This is a genomic window from Vibrio sp. 1CM23M, assembly GCF_023161755.1.
GTDB lineage: Bacteria > Pseudomonadota > Gammaproteobacteria > Enterobacterales > Vibrionaceae > Vibrio > Vibrio coralliirubri.
The window spans coordinates 1-17,899 of record NZ_JALNTR010000012.1; the positions used below are offsets into that span (position 1 = coordinate 1).

At 45.0% G+C, this 17,899-nt stretch carries 33 protein-coding genes and 1 pseudogene; 30 read left to right on the plus strand and 4 right to left on the minus strand.

What is annotated here, in order from left to right:
- From MSG35_RS21715 to rplQ, 29 genes and pseudogenes are all read left to right on the plus strand, one after another.
- Positions 1–81: pseudogene (locus tag MSG35_RS21715) on the plus strand (elongation factor Tu); the annotation flags it as partial.
- Between the two features lie 446 nt (positions 82–527).
- Positions 528–839, plus strand: a complete 312-nt coding sequence (gene rpsJ, locus MSG35_RS21720) for a 30S ribosomal protein S10 (RefSeq protein ID WP_004736761.1) — start codon at positions 528–530, stop codon at positions 837–839.
- Positions 840–853: 14 nt separating this feature from the next.
- The gene (gene rplC / locus MSG35_RS21725; RefSeq protein ID WP_004736763.1) at positions 854–1,483 is read left to right on the plus strand and encodes a 50S ribosomal protein L3; all 630 of its coding nucleotides are present in this window, start codon (positions 854–856) and stop codon (positions 1,481–1,483) included.
- Between the two features lie 16 nt (positions 1,484–1,499).
- Positions 1,500–2,102 (plus strand): 50S ribosomal protein L4, encoded by a 603-nt coding sequence (gene rplD / locus MSG35_RS21730; RefSeq protein WP_004738803.1) that lies wholly within the window; start codon positions 1,500–1,502, stop codon positions 2,100–2,102.
- Positions 2,099–2,401 carry a 50S ribosomal protein L23 gene (rplW, locus tag MSG35_RS21735; RefSeq protein ID WP_004736765.1) on the plus strand — a complete coding sequence of 101 codons (303 nt, stop codon included), beginning with the start codon at positions 2,099–2,101 and terminating at the stop codon, positions 2,399–2,401. The genes rplD and rplW overlap by 4 nt, the downstream gene beginning before the upstream one ends.
- Positions 2,402–2,415: 14 nt before the next feature.
- A complete protein-coding gene (rplB, locus tag MSG35_RS21740; RefSeq protein WP_017076297.1) occupies positions 2,416–3,240 on the plus strand; it encodes a 50S ribosomal protein L2 in 825 nt (274 codons plus the stop codon).
- Positions 3,241–3,259: 19 nt separating this feature from the next.
- The gene (gene rpsS / locus MSG35_RS21745) at positions 3,260–3,538 is read left to right on the plus strand and encodes a 30S ribosomal protein S19 (RefSeq protein ID WP_004736729.1); all 279 of its coding nucleotides are present in this window, start codon (positions 3,260–3,262) and stop codon (positions 3,536–3,538) included.
- A gap of 10 nt (positions 3,539–3,548) precedes the next feature.
- A complete protein-coding gene (gene rplV, locus MSG35_RS21750; RefSeq protein ID WP_004736732.1) occupies positions 3,549–3,881 on the plus strand; it encodes a 50S ribosomal protein L22 in 333 nt (110 codons plus the stop codon).
- An 18-nt stretch (positions 3,882–3,899) separates the two neighbouring features.
- On the plus strand, positions 3,900–4,598 hold the full coding sequence (gene rpsC / locus MSG35_RS21755) for a 30S ribosomal protein S3 (protein WP_004736734.1): 699 nt from the start codon (positions 3,900–3,902) through the stop codon (positions 4,596–4,598).
- A gap of 11 nt (positions 4,599–4,609) precedes the next feature.
- A complete protein-coding gene (gene rplP / locus MSG35_RS21760; protein ID WP_004736736.1) occupies positions 4,610–5,020 on the plus strand; it encodes a 50S ribosomal protein L16 in 411 nt (136 codons plus the stop codon).
- On the plus strand, positions 5,020–5,211 hold the full coding sequence (gene rpmC / locus MSG35_RS21765) for a 50S ribosomal protein L29 (protein ID WP_004736737.1): 192 nt from the start codon (positions 5,020–5,022) through the stop codon (positions 5,209–5,211). Before rplP ends, rpmC begins: the two co-directional genes overlap by 1 nt.
- On the plus strand, positions 5,211–5,465 hold the full coding sequence (rpsQ, locus tag MSG35_RS21770; protein ID WP_004736739.1) for a 30S ribosomal protein S17: 255 nt from the start codon (positions 5,211–5,213) through the stop codon (positions 5,463–5,465). The genes rpmC and rpsQ overlap by 1 nt, the downstream gene beginning before the upstream one ends.
- 162 nt (positions 5,466–5,627) lie before the next feature.
- Positions 5,628–5,999 (plus strand): 50S ribosomal protein L14, encoded by a 372-nt coding sequence (gene rplN / locus MSG35_RS21775; RefSeq protein WP_004736740.1) that lies wholly within the window; start codon positions 5,628–5,630, stop codon positions 5,997–5,999.
- An 11-nt stretch (positions 6,000–6,010) separates the two neighbouring features.
- A complete protein-coding gene (rplX, locus tag MSG35_RS21780; RefSeq protein ID WP_004738792.1) occupies positions 6,011–6,328 on the plus strand; it encodes a 50S ribosomal protein L24 in 318 nt (105 codons plus the stop codon).
- Positions 6,329–6,352: 24 nt separating this feature from the next.
- The gene (rplE, locus tag MSG35_RS21785; RefSeq protein WP_004738790.1) at positions 6,353–6,892 is read left to right on the plus strand and encodes a 50S ribosomal protein L5; all 540 of its coding nucleotides are present in this window, start codon (positions 6,353–6,355) and stop codon (positions 6,890–6,892) included.
- Positions 6,893–6,908: 16 nt separating this feature from the next.
- Positions 6,909–7,214, plus strand: coding sequence for a 30S ribosomal protein S14 (gene rpsN, locus MSG35_RS21790; RefSeq protein WP_004738789.1), 306 nt, complete (start codon positions 6,909–6,911; stop codon positions 7,212–7,214).
- A 29-nt stretch (positions 7,215–7,243) separates the two neighbouring features.
- Positions 7,244–7,636, plus strand: coding sequence for a 30S ribosomal protein S8 (rpsH, locus tag MSG35_RS21795; RefSeq protein ID WP_017061309.1), 393 nt, complete (start codon positions 7,244–7,246; stop codon positions 7,634–7,636).
- Between the two features lie 10 nt (positions 7,637–7,646).
- On the plus strand, positions 7,647–8,180 hold the full coding sequence (gene rplF, locus MSG35_RS21800; protein ID WP_017063712.1) for a 50S ribosomal protein L6: 534 nt from the start codon (positions 7,647–7,649) through the stop codon (positions 8,178–8,180).
- A 9-nt stretch (positions 8,181–8,189) separates the two neighbouring features.
- The gene (rplR, locus tag MSG35_RS21805; RefSeq protein WP_048605977.1) at positions 8,190–8,543 is read left to right on the plus strand and encodes a 50S ribosomal protein L18; all 354 of its coding nucleotides are present in this window, start codon (positions 8,190–8,192) and stop codon (positions 8,541–8,543) included.
- Between the two features lie 14 nt (positions 8,544–8,557).
- Positions 8,558–9,058, plus strand: a complete 501-nt coding sequence (gene rpsE / locus MSG35_RS21810; protein WP_004736754.1) for a 30S ribosomal protein S5 — start codon at positions 8,558–8,560, stop codon at positions 9,056–9,058.
- 7 nt (positions 9,059–9,065) lie between these two features.
- Positions 9,066–9,242, plus strand: a complete 177-nt coding sequence (gene rpmD / locus MSG35_RS21815; RefSeq protein ID WP_004736756.1) for a 50S ribosomal protein L30 — start codon at positions 9,066–9,068, stop codon at positions 9,240–9,242.
- Positions 9,243–9,247: 5 nt separating this feature from the next.
- Positions 9,248–9,682 (plus strand): 50S ribosomal protein L15, encoded by a 435-nt coding sequence (gene rplO, locus MSG35_RS21820; RefSeq protein WP_004736758.1) that lies wholly within the window; start codon positions 9,248–9,250, stop codon positions 9,680–9,682.
- Between the two features lie 20 nt (positions 9,683–9,702).
- The gene (gene secY / locus MSG35_RS21825; protein ID WP_004738781.1) at positions 9,703–11,037 is read left to right on the plus strand and encodes a preprotein translocase subunit SecY; all 1,335 of its coding nucleotides are present in this window, start codon (positions 9,703–9,705) and stop codon (positions 11,035–11,037) included.
- A 41-nt stretch (positions 11,038–11,078) separates the two neighbouring features.
- Positions 11,079–11,192, plus strand: a complete 114-nt coding sequence (gene rpmJ, locus MSG35_RS21830) for a 50S ribosomal protein L36 (RefSeq protein ID WP_000868186.1) — start codon at positions 11,079–11,081, stop codon at positions 11,190–11,192.
- Between the two features lie 148 nt (positions 11,193–11,340).
- Positions 11,341–11,697, plus strand: coding sequence for a 30S ribosomal protein S13 (gene rpsM / locus MSG35_RS21835; protein WP_004738779.1), 357 nt, complete (start codon positions 11,341–11,343; stop codon positions 11,695–11,697).
- 19 nt (positions 11,698–11,716) lie between these two features.
- A complete protein-coding gene (gene rpsK / locus MSG35_RS21840) occupies positions 11,717–12,106 on the plus strand; it encodes a 30S ribosomal protein S11 (RefSeq protein WP_004738778.1) in 390 nt (129 codons plus the stop codon).
- Positions 12,107–12,137: 31 nt separating this feature from the next.
- Positions 12,138–12,758: a 30S ribosomal protein S4 gene (gene rpsD, locus MSG35_RS21845; RefSeq protein WP_004738777.1), complete on the plus strand. Its 621-nt coding sequence runs from the start codon at positions 12,138–12,140 to the stop codon at positions 12,756–12,758.
- Positions 12,759–12,780: 22 nt separating this feature from the next.
- The gene (gene rpoA / locus MSG35_RS21850) at positions 12,781–13,773 is read left to right on the plus strand and encodes a DNA-directed RNA polymerase subunit alpha (RefSeq protein ID WP_004729813.1); all 993 of its coding nucleotides are present in this window, start codon (positions 12,781–12,783) and stop codon (positions 13,771–13,773) included.
- A 24-nt stretch (positions 13,774–13,797) separates the two neighbouring features.
- The gene (rplQ, locus tag MSG35_RS21855) at positions 13,798–14,178 is read left to right on the plus strand and encodes a 50S ribosomal protein L17 (RefSeq protein ID WP_004729812.1); all 381 of its coding nucleotides are present in this window, start codon (positions 13,798–13,800) and stop codon (positions 14,176–14,178) included.
- A gap of 299 nt (positions 14,179–14,477) precedes the next feature.
- Here rplQ and MSG35_RS21860 read toward each other — a convergent pair whose 3' ends face one another.
- Both MSG35_RS21860 and MSG35_RS21865 read right to left on the minus strand, forming a co-directional pair.
- A complete protein-coding gene (locus MSG35_RS21860; protein WP_017058875.1) occupies positions 14,478–14,972 on the minus strand; it encodes a DUF2780 domain-containing protein in 495 nt (164 codons plus the stop codon).
- A 134-nt stretch (positions 14,973–15,106) separates the two neighbouring features.
- Entirely contained in the window at positions 15,107–15,727 is a 621-nt protein-coding gene (locus tag MSG35_RS21865; RefSeq protein WP_008220519.1) for an FKBP-type peptidyl-prolyl cis-trans isomerase, read from the minus strand.
- Between the two features lie 213 nt (positions 15,728–15,940).
- Between MSG35_RS21865 and MSG35_RS21870 the strand changes: the two genes are divergently transcribed.
- On the plus strand, positions 15,941–16,525 hold the full coding sequence (locus MSG35_RS21870) for a LysM-like peptidoglycan-binding domain-containing protein (RefSeq protein ID WP_059022215.1): 585 nt from the start codon (positions 15,941–15,943) through the stop codon (positions 16,523–16,525).
- A gap of 59 nt (positions 16,526–16,584) precedes the next feature.
- On the opposite strand, the gene MSG35_RS21875 is transcribed toward MSG35_RS21870, so the two are convergent.
- Together MSG35_RS21875 and MSG35_RS21880 are read right to left on the minus strand one after the other, a co-directional pair.
- On the minus strand, positions 16,585–17,433 hold the full coding sequence (locus MSG35_RS21875; protein ID WP_059022213.1) for a DMT family transporter: 849 nt from the start codon (positions 17,431–17,433) through the stop codon (positions 16,585–16,587).
- Positions 17,433–17,885 (minus strand): GNAT family N-acetyltransferase, encoded by a 453-nt coding sequence (locus MSG35_RS21880; RefSeq protein ID WP_059022211.1) that lies wholly within the window; start codon positions 17,883–17,885, stop codon positions 17,433–17,435. The genes MSG35_RS21875 and MSG35_RS21880 overlap by 1 nt, the downstream gene beginning before the upstream one ends.
- Between the last annotated feature and the right edge of the window lie 14 nt (positions 17,886–17,899).

The following is a 17,899-nucleotide window of genomic DNA, read 5'->3' on the forward strand; positions in this document are numbered from 1 at the left end:
ATGGACGAAGGTCTACGTTTCGCAATCCGCGAAGGTGGCCGTACAGTTGGTGCTGGTGTTGTAGCTAAAATCTTTGCTTAATAGCATTTAGATTTTTGCACACTCTTCATTAGAAGAGCACGCATCTGAAAAGGGGAGCTTCGGCTTCCCTTTTGTTTTCTCGAAAGAAATATTACCTTCCATCTATCTTTTTCCCTCTCGATACAAAACCAATTTCCAATAAATTCCGATTATTTTTCCAACACTACTTGCATACTAAAGTGTGATCTGTATAATGCATCGCACTGGCTAACGCTGGTTGTGAACCAATGAGCACTGAGGAGTAGGTCTTACCTAGTAATGTATACTCAGCTTATGTTCGCGGTTAATAAAAATAGTAAACTTCTTGTTTGCTTCAAAAGTTAACTGACAATGCGTCCTAATTTTGGATGCTACGGTTTCACATAAATCAATCGGCATTCTCTCGTTTTATCGGGTTTGAGTGGCGATATTGTTTGTGTAATTTTTAATAATTGGAGCTCTGTCTCATGCAGAACCAACGTATTCGTATCCGCCTTAAAGCGTTTGATTACAAGCTAATCGATGCTTCAACTGCGGAAATCGTTGAAACAGCAAAACGTACTGGCGCACAGGTTCGTGGTCCTATTCCACTACCTACTCGTAAAGAGCGTTTCACTGTTCTTACCTCTCCACACGTCAACAAAGATGCACGTGACCAGTACGAAATTCGTACTCACAAGCGTTTGATCGACATCGTTGAGCCAACAGATAAAACTGTTGATGCTCTAATGCGTCTTGATCTTGCAGCTGGCGTTGATGTTCAAATCAGCCTAGGTTAAGGGAGATAAGAATAATGATTGGTCTAGTCGGACGTAAAGTGGGTATGACCCGCGTATTTACTGAAGAAGGCGTTTCTATCCCAGTAACTGTTGTTGAGGTTGAAGCGAACCGTATTTCTCAAGTTAAAACTCTTGAGACTGATGGCTACGCAGCAATCCAAGTAACTACTGGTGCTAAGAAAGCTAACCGTGTAACTAAACCTGAAGCTGGTCACTTCGCGAAAGCGGGTGTAGAAGCAGGTCGCGGTCTTTGGGAATTCCGTTTAGAAAACGGCGAAGAGTTTGAAGTTGGCGCTGAGCTAAACGTAGAACTTTTCAACGAAATTAAAAAAGTAGACGTTACTGGTACATCTAAAGGTAAAGGCTTCCAAGGCGCTATCAAGCGTTGGAACTTCTCTACTCAAGATATGACTCACGGTAACTCTTTGTCTCACCGCGCACCGGGTTCAATTGGCCAATGTCAAACTCCAGGCCGCGTGTTTAAAGGCAAGAAAATGGCAGGTCACATGGGTGCTGAGCGTGTAACGACTCAAAACCTAGAGATCGTACGTGTTGACGCTGAGCGCAATCTACTCCTTATTAAAGGTGCAGTACCGGGCTCAACAGGCGGAAACGTGATCGTAAAACCTGCTGTTAAAGCATAACGTCTAGGAGTAAGTAATGGAATTGATGGTTAAAGGTGCTGATGCACTAACTGTTTCCGAGACTACTTTCGGACGTGACTTCAACGAAGCTCTTGTACACCAAGTAGTTGTTGCATATGCAGCAGGTGCTCGTCAAGGTACTCGTGCTCAAAAGACTCGTTCTGAAGTATCTGGCGGTGGCGCTAAGCCATGGCGTCAAAAAGGTACTGGCCGCGCACGTGCTGGTACAATTCGTAGCCCAATCTGGCGTACAGGTGGTGTTACTTTTGCTGCGAAACCACAAGATCACAGCCAAAAAGTAAACAAAAAAATGTACCGCGGTGCTATGAAGAGCATTCTTTCTGAGCTAGTTCGTCAAGAGCGTTTAATCGTTGTTGATAACTTCTCTGTAGAAGCACCAAAAACAAAAGAACTTGTAGCTAAGCTTAAAGAGCTTGAGCTAAGCGACGTTCTGATTGTGACTGGCGAAGTAGATGAAAATCTATTCTTAGCTGCTCGTAACCTATACAAAGTAGATGCACGTGATGTTGCTGGTGTTGATCCAGTATCACTAATCGCTTTCGACAAGGTTCTAATGACTGCTGACGCAGTTAAGCAAGTTGAGGAGATGCTAGCATGATCACTGAAGAGCGTATCTTAAAAGTTCTACGTGCTCCGCACATCTCTGAAAAAGCAACTATGGCAGCTGAGAAAGCGAACACTATCGTTTTCAAAGTAGCTAAAGATGCAACTAAGAAAGAGATCAAAGCAGCTGTAGAAAAGCTATTTGAAGTTGAAGTTAAGTCTGTAAATACTCTTGTATTAAAGGGTAAGACCAAACGTCAAGGTATGCGTGAAGGCCGTCGTTCAGACGTTAAGAAAGCCTACGTTACTTTGAAAGAAGGTCAAGATCTTGACTTCGTTGGCGGCGCGGAATAACAGGAGTAGTAAAAATGGCTATTGTTAAATGTAAGCCGACTTCCCCTGGTCGTCGTCACGTCGTTAAAGTTGTTAACGCTGACCTACACAAGGGTAAGCCATACGCACCACTTCTAGAGAAAAACTCTAAGAACGGTGGTCGTAACAACAACGGTCGTATTACAGTACGTCACATCGGTGGTGGTCATAAGCACCATTACCGTCTGATTGACTTCAAACGTACTAAAGATGGCATCCCAGCGAAAGTTGAGCGTCTAGAATACGATCCAAACCGTAGTGCTAACATCGCTCTAGTTCTGTACGCAGACGGTGAGCGTCGTTACATCATTGCACCTAAAGGTGTTAACGCAGGCGACCAGATTCAATCTGGCGTAGATGCTGCAATCAAAGCAGGTAACACTCTGCCGATGCGCAACATCCCAGTAGGTTCTACTGTACACTGTGTTGAACTTAAGCCTGGTAAAGGTGCTCAACTAGCTCGTTCGGCTGGTGCTTATGCTCAAATCATCGCTCGCGATGGTGCATACGTAACTATCCGTCTACGTTCTGGTGAGATGCGCAAAGTTCTTTCTGAAGGTCGTGCAACGATCGGTGAAGTTGGTAACTCTGAGCATATGCTACGTGAACTTGGTAAAGCTGGTGCTTCACGCTGGCGCGGCGTACGTCCAACCGTACGTGGTGTAGTAATGAACCCGGTGGATCACCCACATGGTGGTGGTGAAGGCCGCACATCTGGTGGTCGTCACCCAGTTTCTCCTTGGGGCGTTCCTACTAAGGGCTTCAAGACTCGTAAGAACAAGCGCACTGACAAGTACATCGTACGTCGTCGCACTAAATAATTTATAAAGAGGAATCGCCATGCCACGTTCTCTCAAGAAAGGTCCTTTTATTGACCTACACTTGCTGAAGAAGGTAGAGAAAGCGGTGGAAAGCGGAGACAAAAAGCCTATTAAGACTTGGTCCCGTCGCTCAATGATCATCCCAACAATGATTGGTTTGACCATCGCTGTCCATAATGGTCGTCAGCACGTTCCAGTTTTCGTTACCGAAGAAATGATCGGTCACAAACTGGGCGAATTTGCACCAACTCGTACTTATCGCGGTCATGCTGCAGATAAGAAAGCTAAGAAGAAATAAGGAGTAGATGATGGAAGCTTTAGCTAAACATAACTTTGCTCGTATTTCTCCACAGAAAGCTCGCTTAGTTGCAGACCAAATTCGCGGTAAGTCGGTAGACCAAGCTCTAGAAATTCTAACTTTCAGCAACAAAAAAGCTGCTGTATTAGTTAAGAAGGTTCTTGAGTCAGCTATCGCTAACGCGGAACATAACGAAGGTGCAGATATCGACGATCTAAATGTCGCTAAAATCTTCGTAGATGAGGGCCCTATCATGAAGCGTATTATGCCTCGTGCTAAAGGTCGTGCGGATCGTATCTTGAAGCGTTCAAGCCACATCACTATTGTTGTAGCAGATCGCTAAAGACTAGGAGAGTAAGCAATGGGTCAGAAAGTACATCCTAATGGTATTCGTCTTGGCATCGTTAAGCCTTGGAATGCTACATGGTTTGCTAATACCAACGAATTCGCTGACAACCTAGACGGCGACTTCAAGGTACGTCAGTTCCTTACAAAGGAACTACAAAAAGCATCATTATCTCGTATCGTTATCGAGCGTCCAGCGAAGAGCATCCGTGTGACTATTCACACTGCTCGTCCTGGCGTTGTTATCGGTAAGAAAGGTGAAGACGTAGAGAAGCTACGCGCAGCTGTAGCTAAAATCGCAGGTGTACCAGCGCAAATTAACATCGCTGAAGTACGTAAGCCTGAGCTAGATGGTCAGCTTGTAGCTGATAGCATCGCGTCTCAACTAGAGCGTCGTGTTATGTTCCGTCGTGCAATGAAGCGTGCGGTACAAAATGCTATGCGTCTAGGCGCTAAAGGCATCAAAGTACAAGTAGGCGGCCGTCTTGGCGGTGCTGAAATCGCACGTTCTGAGTGGTACCGTGAAGGCCGTGTGCCTCTACACACTCTACGTGCAGACATTGATTACGCAACTTCTTCGGCTCACACTCAATACGGTGTGATCGGCATTAAAGTTTGGATCTTCAAAGGTGAGATTCTAGGCGGTATGCCAGCTGCTAACGCAGTAGAGCCAAAAGGCGATAAGCCTAAGAAGCAGCGTAAAGGCCGTAAGTAAGGAGTCGAACGATGCTACAACCAAAACGTACTAAGTTCCGCAAGGTTATGACTGGTCGTAACCGTGGTCTAGCTAAAGGTACTGAAGTAAGCTTCGGCGAATTCGGTCTTAAAGCTGTTGGCCGTGGTCGTCTGACTGCACGTCAAATCGAAGCGGCACGTCGTGCTATGACACGTCACATTAAGCGTCAAGGTCAAATCTGGATCCGTGTATTCCCAGACAAGCCGATTACTGAAAAGCCTCTTGAAGTTCGTCAAGGTAAAGGTAAAGGTTCAGTTGCGTACTGGGTTGCTCAAATCCAACCAGGCAAAGTTATGTACGAGATGAATGGCGTACCTGAAGAGTTGGCACGTGAAGCGTTCCGCCTAGCGGCACGTAAACTGCCTGTTAAAACTACTTTTGTAACTAAGCAGGTGATGTGATGAAAGCACAAGATCTACGCGAAAAGAACGTTGAAGAGCTTAACGCTGAGCTATTGAATTTGCTACGTGAACAGTTCAACTTGCGCATGCAAGCTGCAACTGGTCAACTACAGCAAACTCATACTCTAAAAGCTGTACGCCGTGACATCGCACGTGTGAAAACTGTTTTGACTGAAAAGGCAGGCGCATAATGAGCGAAACTAACCGCATCCAGCAAGGCCGTGTAGTAAGTGACAAGATGGACAAGTCTATCGTTGTTGCTATTGAGCGCACTGTAAAACACCCAATTTACGGTAAGTTCATCAAACGCACGACTAAAGTACACGCACACGACGAAGACAACACTTGTGGCCTAGGCGACAAAGTTGAAATCGCTGAGTGTCGTCCTCTGTCTAAGACTAAGTCTTGGACATTGGTTAAAGTTCTAGAAAAAGCGAAGATTTAATCTTTGTAATTCTATAACTTATAAGCGGCTCCAAATAATTTTTTGGAGCCGCTTGTTTTTTGTCTACCCAATTTAAAAAAAGGGTGGTACAATTCGCGTCCCTTTTAAAGAGGCAGCCCGACCCGAGAGGGTCTAGTTTTAATATTTAGCGGAGCACTAACAATGATCCAGATGCAAAGTACACTTGACGCAGCAGATAACTCTGGCGCGCGCAAGGTAATGTGTATTAAGGTTCTGGGTGGCTCTCACCGCCGTTATGCACATATCGGTGACGTCATCAAGGTTACAGTGAAGGAAGCGATTCCTCGCGGTAAAGTAAAGAAAGGTGATGTTCTGAAGGCGGTAGTAGTGCGCACCCGTAAAGGCGTTCGTCGCCCAGACGGTTCTGTCATTCGCTTCGACAGTAATGCTTGTGTATTGTTAAATGACACTACTGAGCAACCAGTCGGCACACGTATCTTTGGTCCTGTGACTCGTGAACTTCGTAACGCGAAATTCATGAAGATTGTATCACTAGCACCTGAAGTTCTGTAAGGAGCGGCAATATGGCAGCTAAAATCCGTCGTAATGACGAAGTAATCATTCTTGCTGGTAAAGATAAAGGCAAGAAAGGTAAAGTAACTAAGGTTCTGACAACTGGTAAAGTTATCGTTGAAGGCATCAACCTTGTTAAGAAACACCAAAAGCCGGTTCCGGCTCTAGGTCAACAAGGTGGCATCGTTGAACAAGAAGCAGCTATTGATGCTTCTAACGTTGCTGTTTTTAACGCGGCTACTGGTAAAGCAGACCGTATCGGTTTCCGTATCGAAGATGGCAAGAAAGTTCGTTTCTTCAAATCTAACGGCGAAACTGTTTCTAACTAATTAGAAGTAATTTGGAGTTCTACTATGGCGAAACTGCATGATTACTACAAGTCGTCTGTAGTCGCTGAGCTTACCAAAGAGTTCAGCTACACAAGCGTCATGCAAGTCCCTAGGATTGAGAAAATCACCCTAAACATGGGCGTTGGTGAAGCAATCAACGATAAGAAACTGCTAGAAAACGCAGCAGCTGATATGGCAACGATCTCTGGTCAAAAGCCTCTTATCACTAAAGCGCGTAAATCTGTAGCTGGTTTCAAAATTCGTGAAGGCTACCCAATTGGTTGTAAAGTAACCTTGCGTGGTGAGCGCATGTGGGAATTTTTAGAGCGTTTAATCTCTATCGCACTTCCACGTGTACGTGATTTCCGTGGTGTTAGCGCTAAGTCTTTTGACGGTCGCGGTAACTACAGCATGGGCGTTCGCGAGCAAATCATCTTTCCGGAAATCGACTACGATAAAGTCGATCGCGTCCGCGGTCTTGATATCACTATCACGACTTCTGCGGGTTCCGATGAGGAAGGCCGAGCTCTGCTGGCTGCCTTTAACTTCCCATTCCGTAAGTAAGGGTAGGGTTACTGTTATGGCTAAACAATCAATGAAAGCACGTGAAGCTAAACGTGCAAAACTAGTAGCTAAGTTCGCTGAAAAGCGTTCTGCGCTAAAAGTTATCATTAGCGATGTAAACGCATCTGAAGAAGATCGTTGGAATGCGGTTCTTAAACTGCAATCTCTTCCACGTGATTCAAGTGCATCACGTCAGCGCAACCGTTGCAACCAAACTGGTCGTCCACACGGTTACCTACGTAAATTCGGTCTAAGCCGCATTAAGGTTCGTGAAGCTTGCATGAAAGGCGAGATTCCGGGTCTTCGTAAGGCTAGCTGGTAATTGCCACTTAATCATTTGGAGTAAATCTTATGAGCATGCAAGATCCGATTTCGGATATGCTGACCCGAGTTCGTAACGGTCAGGCAGCAAACAAAGTTGCTGTAAAAATGCCTTCTTCAAAGCTTAAAGTTGCAATTGCTGCATTACTTAAAGCTGAAGGTTACATCGTAGACTTCGCTGTTAACAGCGAAGCAAAACCTGAGCTAGAAGTTACTCTTAAGTACTTCCAAGCTAAACCTGTAATCGAGCAAATCAAGCGTGTATCACGTCCTGGTCTAAGAGTTTATAAAAATAAAGACTCTTTACCTACAGTGATGGGTGGTCTTGGTATTGCAGTTGTTTCTACTTCCAAGGGTCTGATGTCTGACCGTGCTGCTCGTAAAGCAGGTCTTGGCGGTGAAATCATCTGTTACGTAGCTTAAGGAGTAGATTATGTCTCGTGTTGCTAAAGCACCTGTCGCTATTCCAGCTGGCGTAGAGGTGAAACTAAACGGCCAAGAAGTTACTGTAAAAGGTAGCAAAGGTGAGCTTACTCGCGTTCTTAACAGCGCCGTAGTTATTGCACAGGAAGAAACCAACCTAACTTTCGGTCCGAAAGAAGGTGTTACTAACGCATGGGCACAAGCTGGTACAGCTCGCGCTCTAGTTAATAACATGGTTGTGGGTGTTACTGAGGGCTTCACTAAGAAGCTAACTCTTAAGGGTGTTGGTTACCGTGCTGCTATGAAAGGCAACTCTGTAGCTCTAACACTTGGTTTTTCTCACCCAGTAGAGCACGCTCTACCTGAAGGTATTAAAGCTGAGTGCCCTAGCCAAACTGAGATCATCATTACTGGTTGCGATAAGCAAGTAGTAGGTCAAGTTGCGGCTGACATTCGTTCTTACCGTGCTCCTGAGCCTTACAAAGGCAAAGGTGTTCGTTACGCAGATGAAAATGTGCGTACTAAAGAAGCTAAGAAGAAGTAAGGTATCACTATGGATAAGAAAGCATCTCGCATCCGTCGTGCTACACGTGCACGTCGTAAGATTGCAGAACTTGGTGCAACTCGCCTGGTAGTACACCGTACTCCTCGCCATGTTTACGCACAAGTTATCGCGGCAAACGGCTCTGAGGTTATCGCAGCTGCTTCTACTGTAGAAAAAGCGATCCGTGAGCAAGTTAAGAACACTGGTAACGTTGATGCAGCTAAAGCAGTTGGTAAAGCTGTTGCTGAGCGCGCTCTTGAAAAAGGCGTAGCTTCAGTTGCATTCGATCGTTCTGGTTTCCAATACCACGGTCGAGTAGCGGCGCTAGCAGATTCTGCTCGCGAAGCTGGTCTGAAATTCTAAGGTAGGGTTGGAAGATGGCTAAAGAACAACAACAAGCTAATGATTTGCAAGAAAAGCTGATCGCAGTTAACCGTGTATCTAAGACGGTTAAAGGTGGTCGAATCATGAGCTTCACTGCACTAACAGTAGTTGGTGACGGTAATGGTCGTGTAGGTTTCGGTTACGGCAAAGCTCGTGAAGTACCTGCTGCGATTCAAAAAGCAATGGAAAAAGCGCGTCGTAACATGGTTACTGTTGCGCTTAACGAAGGCACTCTTCACCACCCGGTGAAAGGTCGTCATTCGGGCTCTAAAGTTTACATGCAGCCAGCTGCTGAAGGTACAGGTGTTATTGCCGGTGGTGCAATGCGTGCCGTACTTGAAGTTGCAGGCGTACATAACGTACTTTCTAAAGCATACGGTTCAACGAACCCTATCAACGTTGTTCGCGCAACGATTGGTGCTCTAGTAGACGTTAAGTCACCAGAAATGGTTGCTGCTAAACGTGGTCTAACTGTTGAATCTATTTCGGAGTAAGCACACGATGGCAACTATTAAAGTAACTCAAACTAAAAGCTCAATTGGTCGCCTACCTAAGCACAAAGCGTGTCTTAAAGGTCTAGGTCTTCGTCGCATCAACCATACAGTAGAACTTGAAGATACACCGTGCGTACGCGGTATGATCAACAAGGTTTACTACATGGTTAAGATTGAGGAGTAATCAGAATGCGTTTGAATACTCTATCACCGGCTGCTGGCTCTAAACCTTCTAAGAAGCGTGTAGGTCGTGGTATCGGTTCTGGCCTTGGTAAAACAGGTGGCCGCGGTCACAAAGGTCAAAAGTCACGTTCTGGCGGCTCTGTTCGTCCAGGTTTTGAAGGCGGTCAAATGCCTCTAAAACAACGTCTACCTAAATTCGGTTTCACTTCTCGTAAGAGCCTAGTGTCTGCTGAAGTTCGTCTAGCTGAGCTAGCGAAAGTAACAGGTGACGTAGTTGATCTTAACAGCCTTAAAGCTGCTAACGTTATCACTAAGAACATCGAGTTTGTTAAGATCGTTCTTTCTGGTGACCTAAGCAAAGCTGTGACTGTTAAAGGTCTACGCGTGACTAAAGGCGCTAAAGCTGCAATCGAAGCTGCAGGCGGTAAAATCGAGGAATAATCTCGAGGAACGAGGTACAGATGGCTAAGAAACCAGGACAAGATTTTCGTAGTGCTCAGAGCGGCTTAAGTGAACTAAAGTCGCGCTTATTATTCGTAATTGGTGCACTTTTAGTATTCCGAGCCGGCTCTTTTGTGCCGATCCCTGGTATTGACGCAGCTGTACTTGCCGATTTGTTCGATCAGCAAAAAGGTACCATCGTAGAAATGTTTAACATGTTCTCCGGTGGTGCTCTTGAGCGTGCATCTATATTAGCATTGGGTATCATGCCGTACATTTCGGCATCGATCGTAGTCCAATTGCTAACTGTAGTTCATCCAGCGTTAGCGGAACTCAAGAAAGAGGGTGAAGCAGGCCGTCGTAAGATAAGCCAATATACACGCTACGGCACGCTTGTACTTGCAACATTCCAAGCTATTGGTATCGCAACAGGCTTACCAAACATGGTCGACAATCTGGTTGTTATCAACCAAACCATGTTTACGCTTATTGCTACCGTGAGTTTAGTAACTGGTACCATGTTCTTAATGTGGTTAGGTGAACAAATCACTGAGCGAGGAATCGGTAATGGTATTTCCATTCTGATTTTTGCAGGTATTGTTGCTGGATTGCCTTCTGCAATCGGTCAAACAATCGAGCAAGCGCGTCAAGGTGAATTGCATGTGCTTCTTCTGCTGTTGATTGCTGTATTGTCTTTTGCTGTTATTTACTTCGTAGTTTTCATGGAACGTGGTCAACGTCGTATCGTCGTTAACTATGCGAAACGTCAACAAGGTCGTAAAGTTTTTGCAGCACAAAGCTCTCACTTGCCTCTTAAGATTAATATGGCAGGTGTTATTCCAGCGATTTTCGCATCAAGTATTATTTTGTTCCCAGGAACATTAGCGCAGTGGTTTGGTCAAAATGGTGAAAGCAGCGCGTTCGGTTGGTTAACTGACGTGTCATTAGCTCTTAGCCCAGGTCAACCTTTGTATGTAATGCTTTATGCAGCAGCTATAATCTTCTTCTGTTTCTTCTATACAGCGTTGGTGTTTAACCCACGTGAAACAGCTGATAACTTGAAGAAGTCTGGTGCATTCGTACCCGGTATCCGCCCAGGTGAGCAGACAGCGAAATATATCGATAAAGTGATGACTAGACTAACCCTTGCGGGCGCTCTATACATTACTTTTATATGTCTGATTCCTGAGTTCATGATGGTCGCGTGGAACGTTCGTTTCTACTTTGGCGGCACATCACTACTAATCGTAGTGGTAGTTATCATGGATTTCATGGCACAGGTACAGACTCATCTGATGTCACAACAGTATGATTCTGTGTTAAAGAAAGCGAATCTGAAGGGTTACGGCCGTTAATTCGGTGGTAACAATTTCGATTCCATTTACGGAGTTTAGCAATGAAAGTTCGTGCTTCCGTTAAAAAAATCTGCCGTAACTGTAAAGTTATCAAGCGTAACGGTGTCGTTCGCGTGATTTGCAGTGAGCCAAAGCATAAGCAACGCCAAGGCTAATTAGCAGAAATTTTTACTTGAAATACAAGGTAGAGTCGAGTATATTCCTCGGCCTACCTTTTGCGTGCAAAAGAAGTAGTATGCCGCAGCGTATCCATAACGGGCTTTGCTGCGGATAATTCTTTTATGAACCCCTTAGGAGTGAATAATGGCCCGTATAGCCGGCATTAACATTCCTGATCATAAGCATTCTGTAATTGCACTTACTGCAATCTACGGTATCGGTAAAACTCGCTCTCAAGCTATTCTAGCTGAAGTGGGTATTGCTGAAGATGCTAAGATCAGTGAACTAACTGAAGAGCAGATCGATCAACTGCGTGATGGTGTAGCTAAGTACACTGTAGAAGGTGATCTACGTCGTGAAGTATCGATGAACATCAAGCGTCTTATGGACCTTGGCTGTTACCGCGGTCTTCGTCATCGTCGCAGTCTACCACTACGTGGACAGCGTACTAAAACCAACGCTCGCACCCGTAAGGGTCCGCGCAAGCCGATCAAGAAATAGTCGGATAAGGTAGAGTACAATGGCAAAACAACCAACTCGCGCGCGTAAGCGCGTACGCAAGCAAGTAGCTGATGGCGTAGCGCACATTCATGCTTCTTTCAACAACACAATCGTAACTATCACTGACCGTCAAGGCAACGCTCTTGCATGGGCTACAGCAGGTGGTTCAGGTTTCCGTGGTTCTCGTAAATCTACTCCGTTCGCAGCACAAGTTGCAGCTGAGCGTTGTGGTGAAATGGCTAAAGAATATGGCCTAAAGAACTTGGAAGTTATGGTTAAGGGTCCAGGTCCAGGTCGCGAATCTACTGTTCGTGCACTGAACGCTGCTGGTTTCCGTATCACTAACATTGTTGATGCGACACCAATCCCTCATAACGGTTGTCGTCCACCTAAGAAACGTCGCGTTTAAGTTTCGTTTCTAGGAATATTGGAGAAAGATCATGGCAAGATATTTGGGTCCTAAGCTGAAGCTTAGCCGTCGCGAAGGTACTGACTTATTCCTTAAGTCTGGTGTCCGTGCGATCGATACCAAGTGTAAAATTGATAACGCACCAGGTGTACACGGCGCTCGTCGCGGTCGTCTATCTGAGTATGGCGTTCAGCTTCGTGAGAAGCAAAAAGTTCGTCGTATCTACGGCGTTCTAGAAAAACAATTCCGCAACTACTACAAAGAAGCTGCACGTCTTAAAGGCAACACAGGTGCAAACCTGCTTCAGCTTCTTGAAGGTCGTCTTGATAACGTAGTTTACCGTATGGGCTTTGGCGCTACTCGTGCTGAATCTCGTCAACTAGTTAGCCACAAGTCTATTCTAGTTAACGGTAAAGTTGTAAACGTTCCTTCTTTCAAAGTAGCGGCAAACGACGTTGTTTCTATCCGCGAGAAAGCTAAACAGCAATCTCGTATTAAAGCGGCTCTAGAAGTTGCTGAACAACGTGAAAAGCCAACTTGGATTGAAGTAGATGCTGGCAAAATGGAAGGTACATTCAAGCGTATGCCTGAGCGTTCTGACCTATCAGCTGACATCAATGAACACTTGATCGTCGAACTTTACTCTAAGTAAGGTTAAAAAAAGAGAGGACACAATGCAGGGTTCTGTAACAGAATTTCTTAAGCCGCGTCTTGTTGACATTGAACAGATCAATACGACACACGCGAAAGTAACTCTTGAGCCATTAGAGCGCGGTTTCGGCCACACTCTAGGTAATGCTCTTCGCCGCATTCTTCTATCTTCTATGCCGGGTTGTGCCGTAACAGAAGTTGAAATTGAAGGTGTGCTACACGAATACAGCACTAAAGAAGGCGTTCAGGAAGATATCCTGGAAATCCTTCTAAACCTTAAAGGTTTGGCTGTACGCGTTGCTGAAGGCAAAGATGAAGTGTTTATTACACTGAACAAATCAGGCTCAGGCCCTGTTGTTGCAGGTGACATCACCCACGATGGTGATGTAGAGATCGCTAACCCTGAGCACGTAATTTGTCACCTAACGGATGACAACGCTGAGATCGCTATGCGTATCAAAGTAGAACGTGGTCGTGGTTACGTTCCAGCTTCAGCTCGTATCCATACTGAAGAAGATGAGCGTCCTATCGGTCGTCTACTAGTTGACGCTACTTACAGCCCGGTTGATAAAATCGCTTACGCTGTAGAAGCGGCACGTGTAGAACAACGTACTGATTTAGACAAGCTTGTTATCGATATGGAAACGAACGGTACTCTAGAACCTGAGGAAGCAATCCGTCGTGCAGCTACTATTTTAGCTGAACAACTGGATGCGTTCGTAGATCTTCGTGATGTACGTGTACCTGAGGAGAAGGAAGAGAAGCCAGAATTCGATCCTATCCTACTACGTCCTGTAGACGATCTTGAACTAACAGTTCGCTCTGCTAACTGTTTGAAAGCAGAAGCGATTCACTACATCGGTGATCTTGTACAGCGCACTGAGGTTGAGCTACTTAAAACGCCAAACCTTGGTAAGAAATCTCTTACAGAGATTAAAGATGTGCTTGCTTCACGTGGTCTTTCTCTAGGCATGCGTCTAGAAAACTGGCCACCAGCGTCAATCGCTGAAGATTAATCGAAAAGTTAGAAGGATTAGGTCATGCGCCATCGTAAAAGTGGTCGTCAACTCAACCGCAACAGCAGTCATCGCAAAGCGATGTTCAGCAACATGGCTAGCTCTCTTGTTCGTCACGAAGTTATTAAAACTACCGTGCCTAAAGCAAAAGAACTACGTCGCGTAATTGAGCCATTGATTACCCTAGCTAAGACAGACAGTGTTGCTAACCGTCGTCTTGCATTTGCTCGCACTCGTGATAACGAAGTTGTGGCAAAACTATTTAATGAACTAGGCCCGCGTTTCGCGGCTCGCCAAGGTGGTTACACTCGCATTCTTAAATGTGGTTTCCGTACTGGTGATAAAGCTCCAATGGCTTACATTGAGCTTGTAGACCGCCCAGCTGCTGAAGAAGCTGCTGAGTAATCTATACTAGATTCTTAATACAAAAGCCGAGCATTAGCTCGGCTTTTTTGTGTCTGTAGAACAAGGAATAGACAATAGAAATTGCACCATGATGTTTGGCATTTTTTGCTTGTCTTGTCTGCGCCATTTTTCAAAAATATCTCGTATCTCGTATCTCGTATCTCGTATCTCGTATCTCGTATCTCGTATCTCGTATCTCGTATCTCGTATCTCGTATCTCAAATATCTTTTCTTCCACGCACAAAAAAGAGCACCGAAGTGCCCTTATCAAATTTTAAGCTAGCTATTAATACTAACGATTATTGCCATATAGCTGAAAGTGAATCCATCAGGCCGCTCGTTGCACCTTGTGACTGCAGTGCTTGAAGAATGATGGGTGCAAATGTTGTAACCATTGATGGATCCATACCTAATCCAGAAAACGCACTTTCAACGGCACCTTGTGAGCTTAGTAGCGATGATAGACCAGTAGACTCAAGGCTCGACATACCCGGAATAAGCGTTGCGAGTTCTTTGTTGTCGGCTGTGCCAAGTGAGTTTTGTGCAAGGGCTAACATTGAACCAATACCGCCAACTGCTTGGTCGCTGGTAACAGAAGCTTGGTCAGCTACCGTATCCACAAGCGGTGTTGTTTCGTTCTGCTGAGACCACATATTCACTGCTGCCATTAGTGCAGTTTGTGATAGTTGGGAATAGTTGGTATCTGATGATGAACTGGTTTGTTCAGAGTCGCTAGTGCTAGCGCAAGAGACAACAGCAAGGCTGCTTAAAACTGTGATTAGTACTTTCTTCATTATTCGTCCTTAAGTAATAAAGTAATTTACTCTTTCACTATAAACGAAAAACGGCGATGTAGTCACATCGCCGTTGGATTATTTCAATTTTATTTGCCAATAGTATTTTGTTTTACTAAAGGTTTTTAATAAAATTAAAGAATAGCTAGAAGTTCTACTTCAAATACTAGAGCAGCAAATGGTGGGATTGCAGCACCTGCGCCACGCTCACCGTATGCTAGATCTTGAGGGATGTATAGCTTCCACTTAGAGCCAACAGGCATCATTTGTAGAGCTTGTACCCAACCTTGAATTACGCCAGTTACAGGGAATTCAGCAGGTTGACCGCGAGATACAGAGCTGTCGAAAACAGTACCGTCAGTTAGTTCGCCGTGGTAGTGAACACGTACTTGCTTGTCTGCAGTTGGGATTTCGCCAGTACCTTCAGTTAGTACTTCGTACTGAAGACCAGACTCAAGAACCGTTACTTCTGAACGAAGAGCGTTGTCAGCTAGGAAAGCTTCGCCGTCAGCAGCAGCAGCTTTAGCTAGTTCTTGACGTGCAGCTTCACCGCGAGTGTGTAGCTCTTGTAGTGCGTTGTTGATTTCGTCAACTTCGATAGCTGGCATGTCGCCAACTAGAGCTGTTGCGATACCAGCAGCGATTGCGTCAACGTTTAGGCCTTCAAGACCAGAACCAGCAAGTTGTTGGCCCATTTGTAGACCGATACCGTAGCTAGCTTTTTGCTCTACAGTTTCAAATTTTACTTCAGACATGAAAAGTCACTCTTTTTGTCAGTACGAAAAGGGTAAGAATACCAGTATTAGCAGCGTGAAGAAACGGCTAGTCCCTGATCACTTGCGCTTTACCGTGCCCAAATCACAGCCATGTCAATTTTCTCGCTTTGGGCCTTGTTGTGACGGAAAGATCTATACTGTTGGTACTTTGGTTTTTATACTGTAGTTATTCAATGTATAGGACGCAGTGGTATGAATCGTCGTCAAAAGAAAAAACAGAAAGTTGACCACTTAGCAGAATTCAAGGATCGACTGAATAAGGTCAAAGAGAAATTGAGTTCGATCGATGTGAAGAAATTGAAAACCTCGACAGCGCAAACTTGGGGCTCATTGCCGAAGTTACACCAAAGACTGTTGATGGTGATTTCTCCGATCGTACTGATATTACTTTTTGTGCCGCTACCAGAACCTAAAGTAGACACAGCTCCAACAACATCGCGCGTTGAGCTTGAAATAAACACCGTCGGCTTAAGCGAACAGCAAAATGCCAAGAGCAGTTCATCAGAACCGAGTAACAAAAATTGGCAGGAGTACCTTGTTAAGCAAGGGGATACGTTAGCGCAGGTTTTTCGAAACAACGATTTGCCATTGTCTGACTTGAATGCGTTAGTGCGTATTGAAGGTGCAGATAAGCCACTCAGTCAGATTCGTAAAGGCCAACTGGTTCGTTTCAAACTTGCTGAAACTGGGCAGTTGGACATTCTTCAGCTAGAGAAAGGCGATACTTCGGTGATGTTCTTCCGCTTATCCGATGGTGGCTTTGGTCGCAGTAAGTAGATGAACAGTAAGCCTGAGTTAAAGCGCCTTGCCAGACACAGATAAACGATAGAAAAGAGCTAAGCATTAGCTCTTTTTTTTGGTCGCTTGAAAGGGGCGAGTGGCAAGATGATAAGCATGATTCCGATAAAGGTTAATGTATCCGGAATCTCATCGAACCATATTGCACCTATTAGCGCGACAAACACCAATCCTGAATACTCAGCCAAGGCAATTTGGCTAGAGTGTGCTTTTTGATAGGCAGCAACCGCAAGGCCGTTGTAGCTTAAGATTAGCGTCGCACTTAATGCTATGTATCCCAAATGCTCCACAGACACCGGCTGCCAGTATAAGAAGCACAGTACTAATGAGGCTGGAATAGAGAATAAGGTTGTCCACCACAGCGTAGTGACCACCGTTTGCTCACTAGGAAGCTTTCTTACGAGTACATTAAAGAGTGCGAGAGTGAGTGCTGTACCCAAAGCAAACAGTGCTGCCCAATGAAATTGTGATGGCCTTAAGACAATCAGTGCACCGATGAAACCTATGGTAGTGGCGATCACCTTCCCAAGTGCAGGCTGCTCTTTGAGTAGAAATATAGAAAGAGGCAACATCAATAGGGGAGCCACGTAAAACACAGCGTTGGCGGTTGCTAAAGATAAATGAGTGATTGCCACAACCATACACCCGCTACCAATTAATATTAGTTGGCCTCGTATGAAGGTGACTTTGGCTTGCTGTAAGCATCGTTGTTCTTTTTTTTGCTGTAGCCACAAAGGGGTGATGATGAGCAGAGATATCAACTGTCGGAAAAAAATATACTGTAAGGGCGGTACTTCGCCATTTAACAGCTTTACCGCTACGTCGGAAAGCGAGGCAAACAAGTTACCTGCAACCAACAATAGAATACCGGCAGTGATATTCGTCATTATTTTTCTAATCTCATGTCTACATGAGGAATATCATCTTCGAGGTACATATCCGAGATGGTCTTGAAGCCGTGGCTCGCATAGAAGTTTTCTAGATGTTGCTGCGCGCCAATATCAATGGCTGTATTAGGCCAAAGAGCCTCACAGCGAGCTAATGCTTCTACCAGCAATTTATGCCCCAAGCCATCACCTCTTGCTGATTGCTTGGTTGCTACTCGGCCGATGCTGGTGTTGTCGTAAGACGTACCTGGTGGTAATAAACGTGCACACGCTACTAACTCTTCATCAGAATAGCCAAGCAGGTGCTCAACATCTGCGAGTGTATCTTTTCCGTCGAGCTCTGGATAAGGACAAGTTTGCTCAACCACAAATACATCGACTCTTAATTTAAGTAGTTGATAAAGCTGTTGTGTTGAGAGTTTAGAAAACGGAATTGAGTGCCAAGTGATCATGTTTACATCCAGAG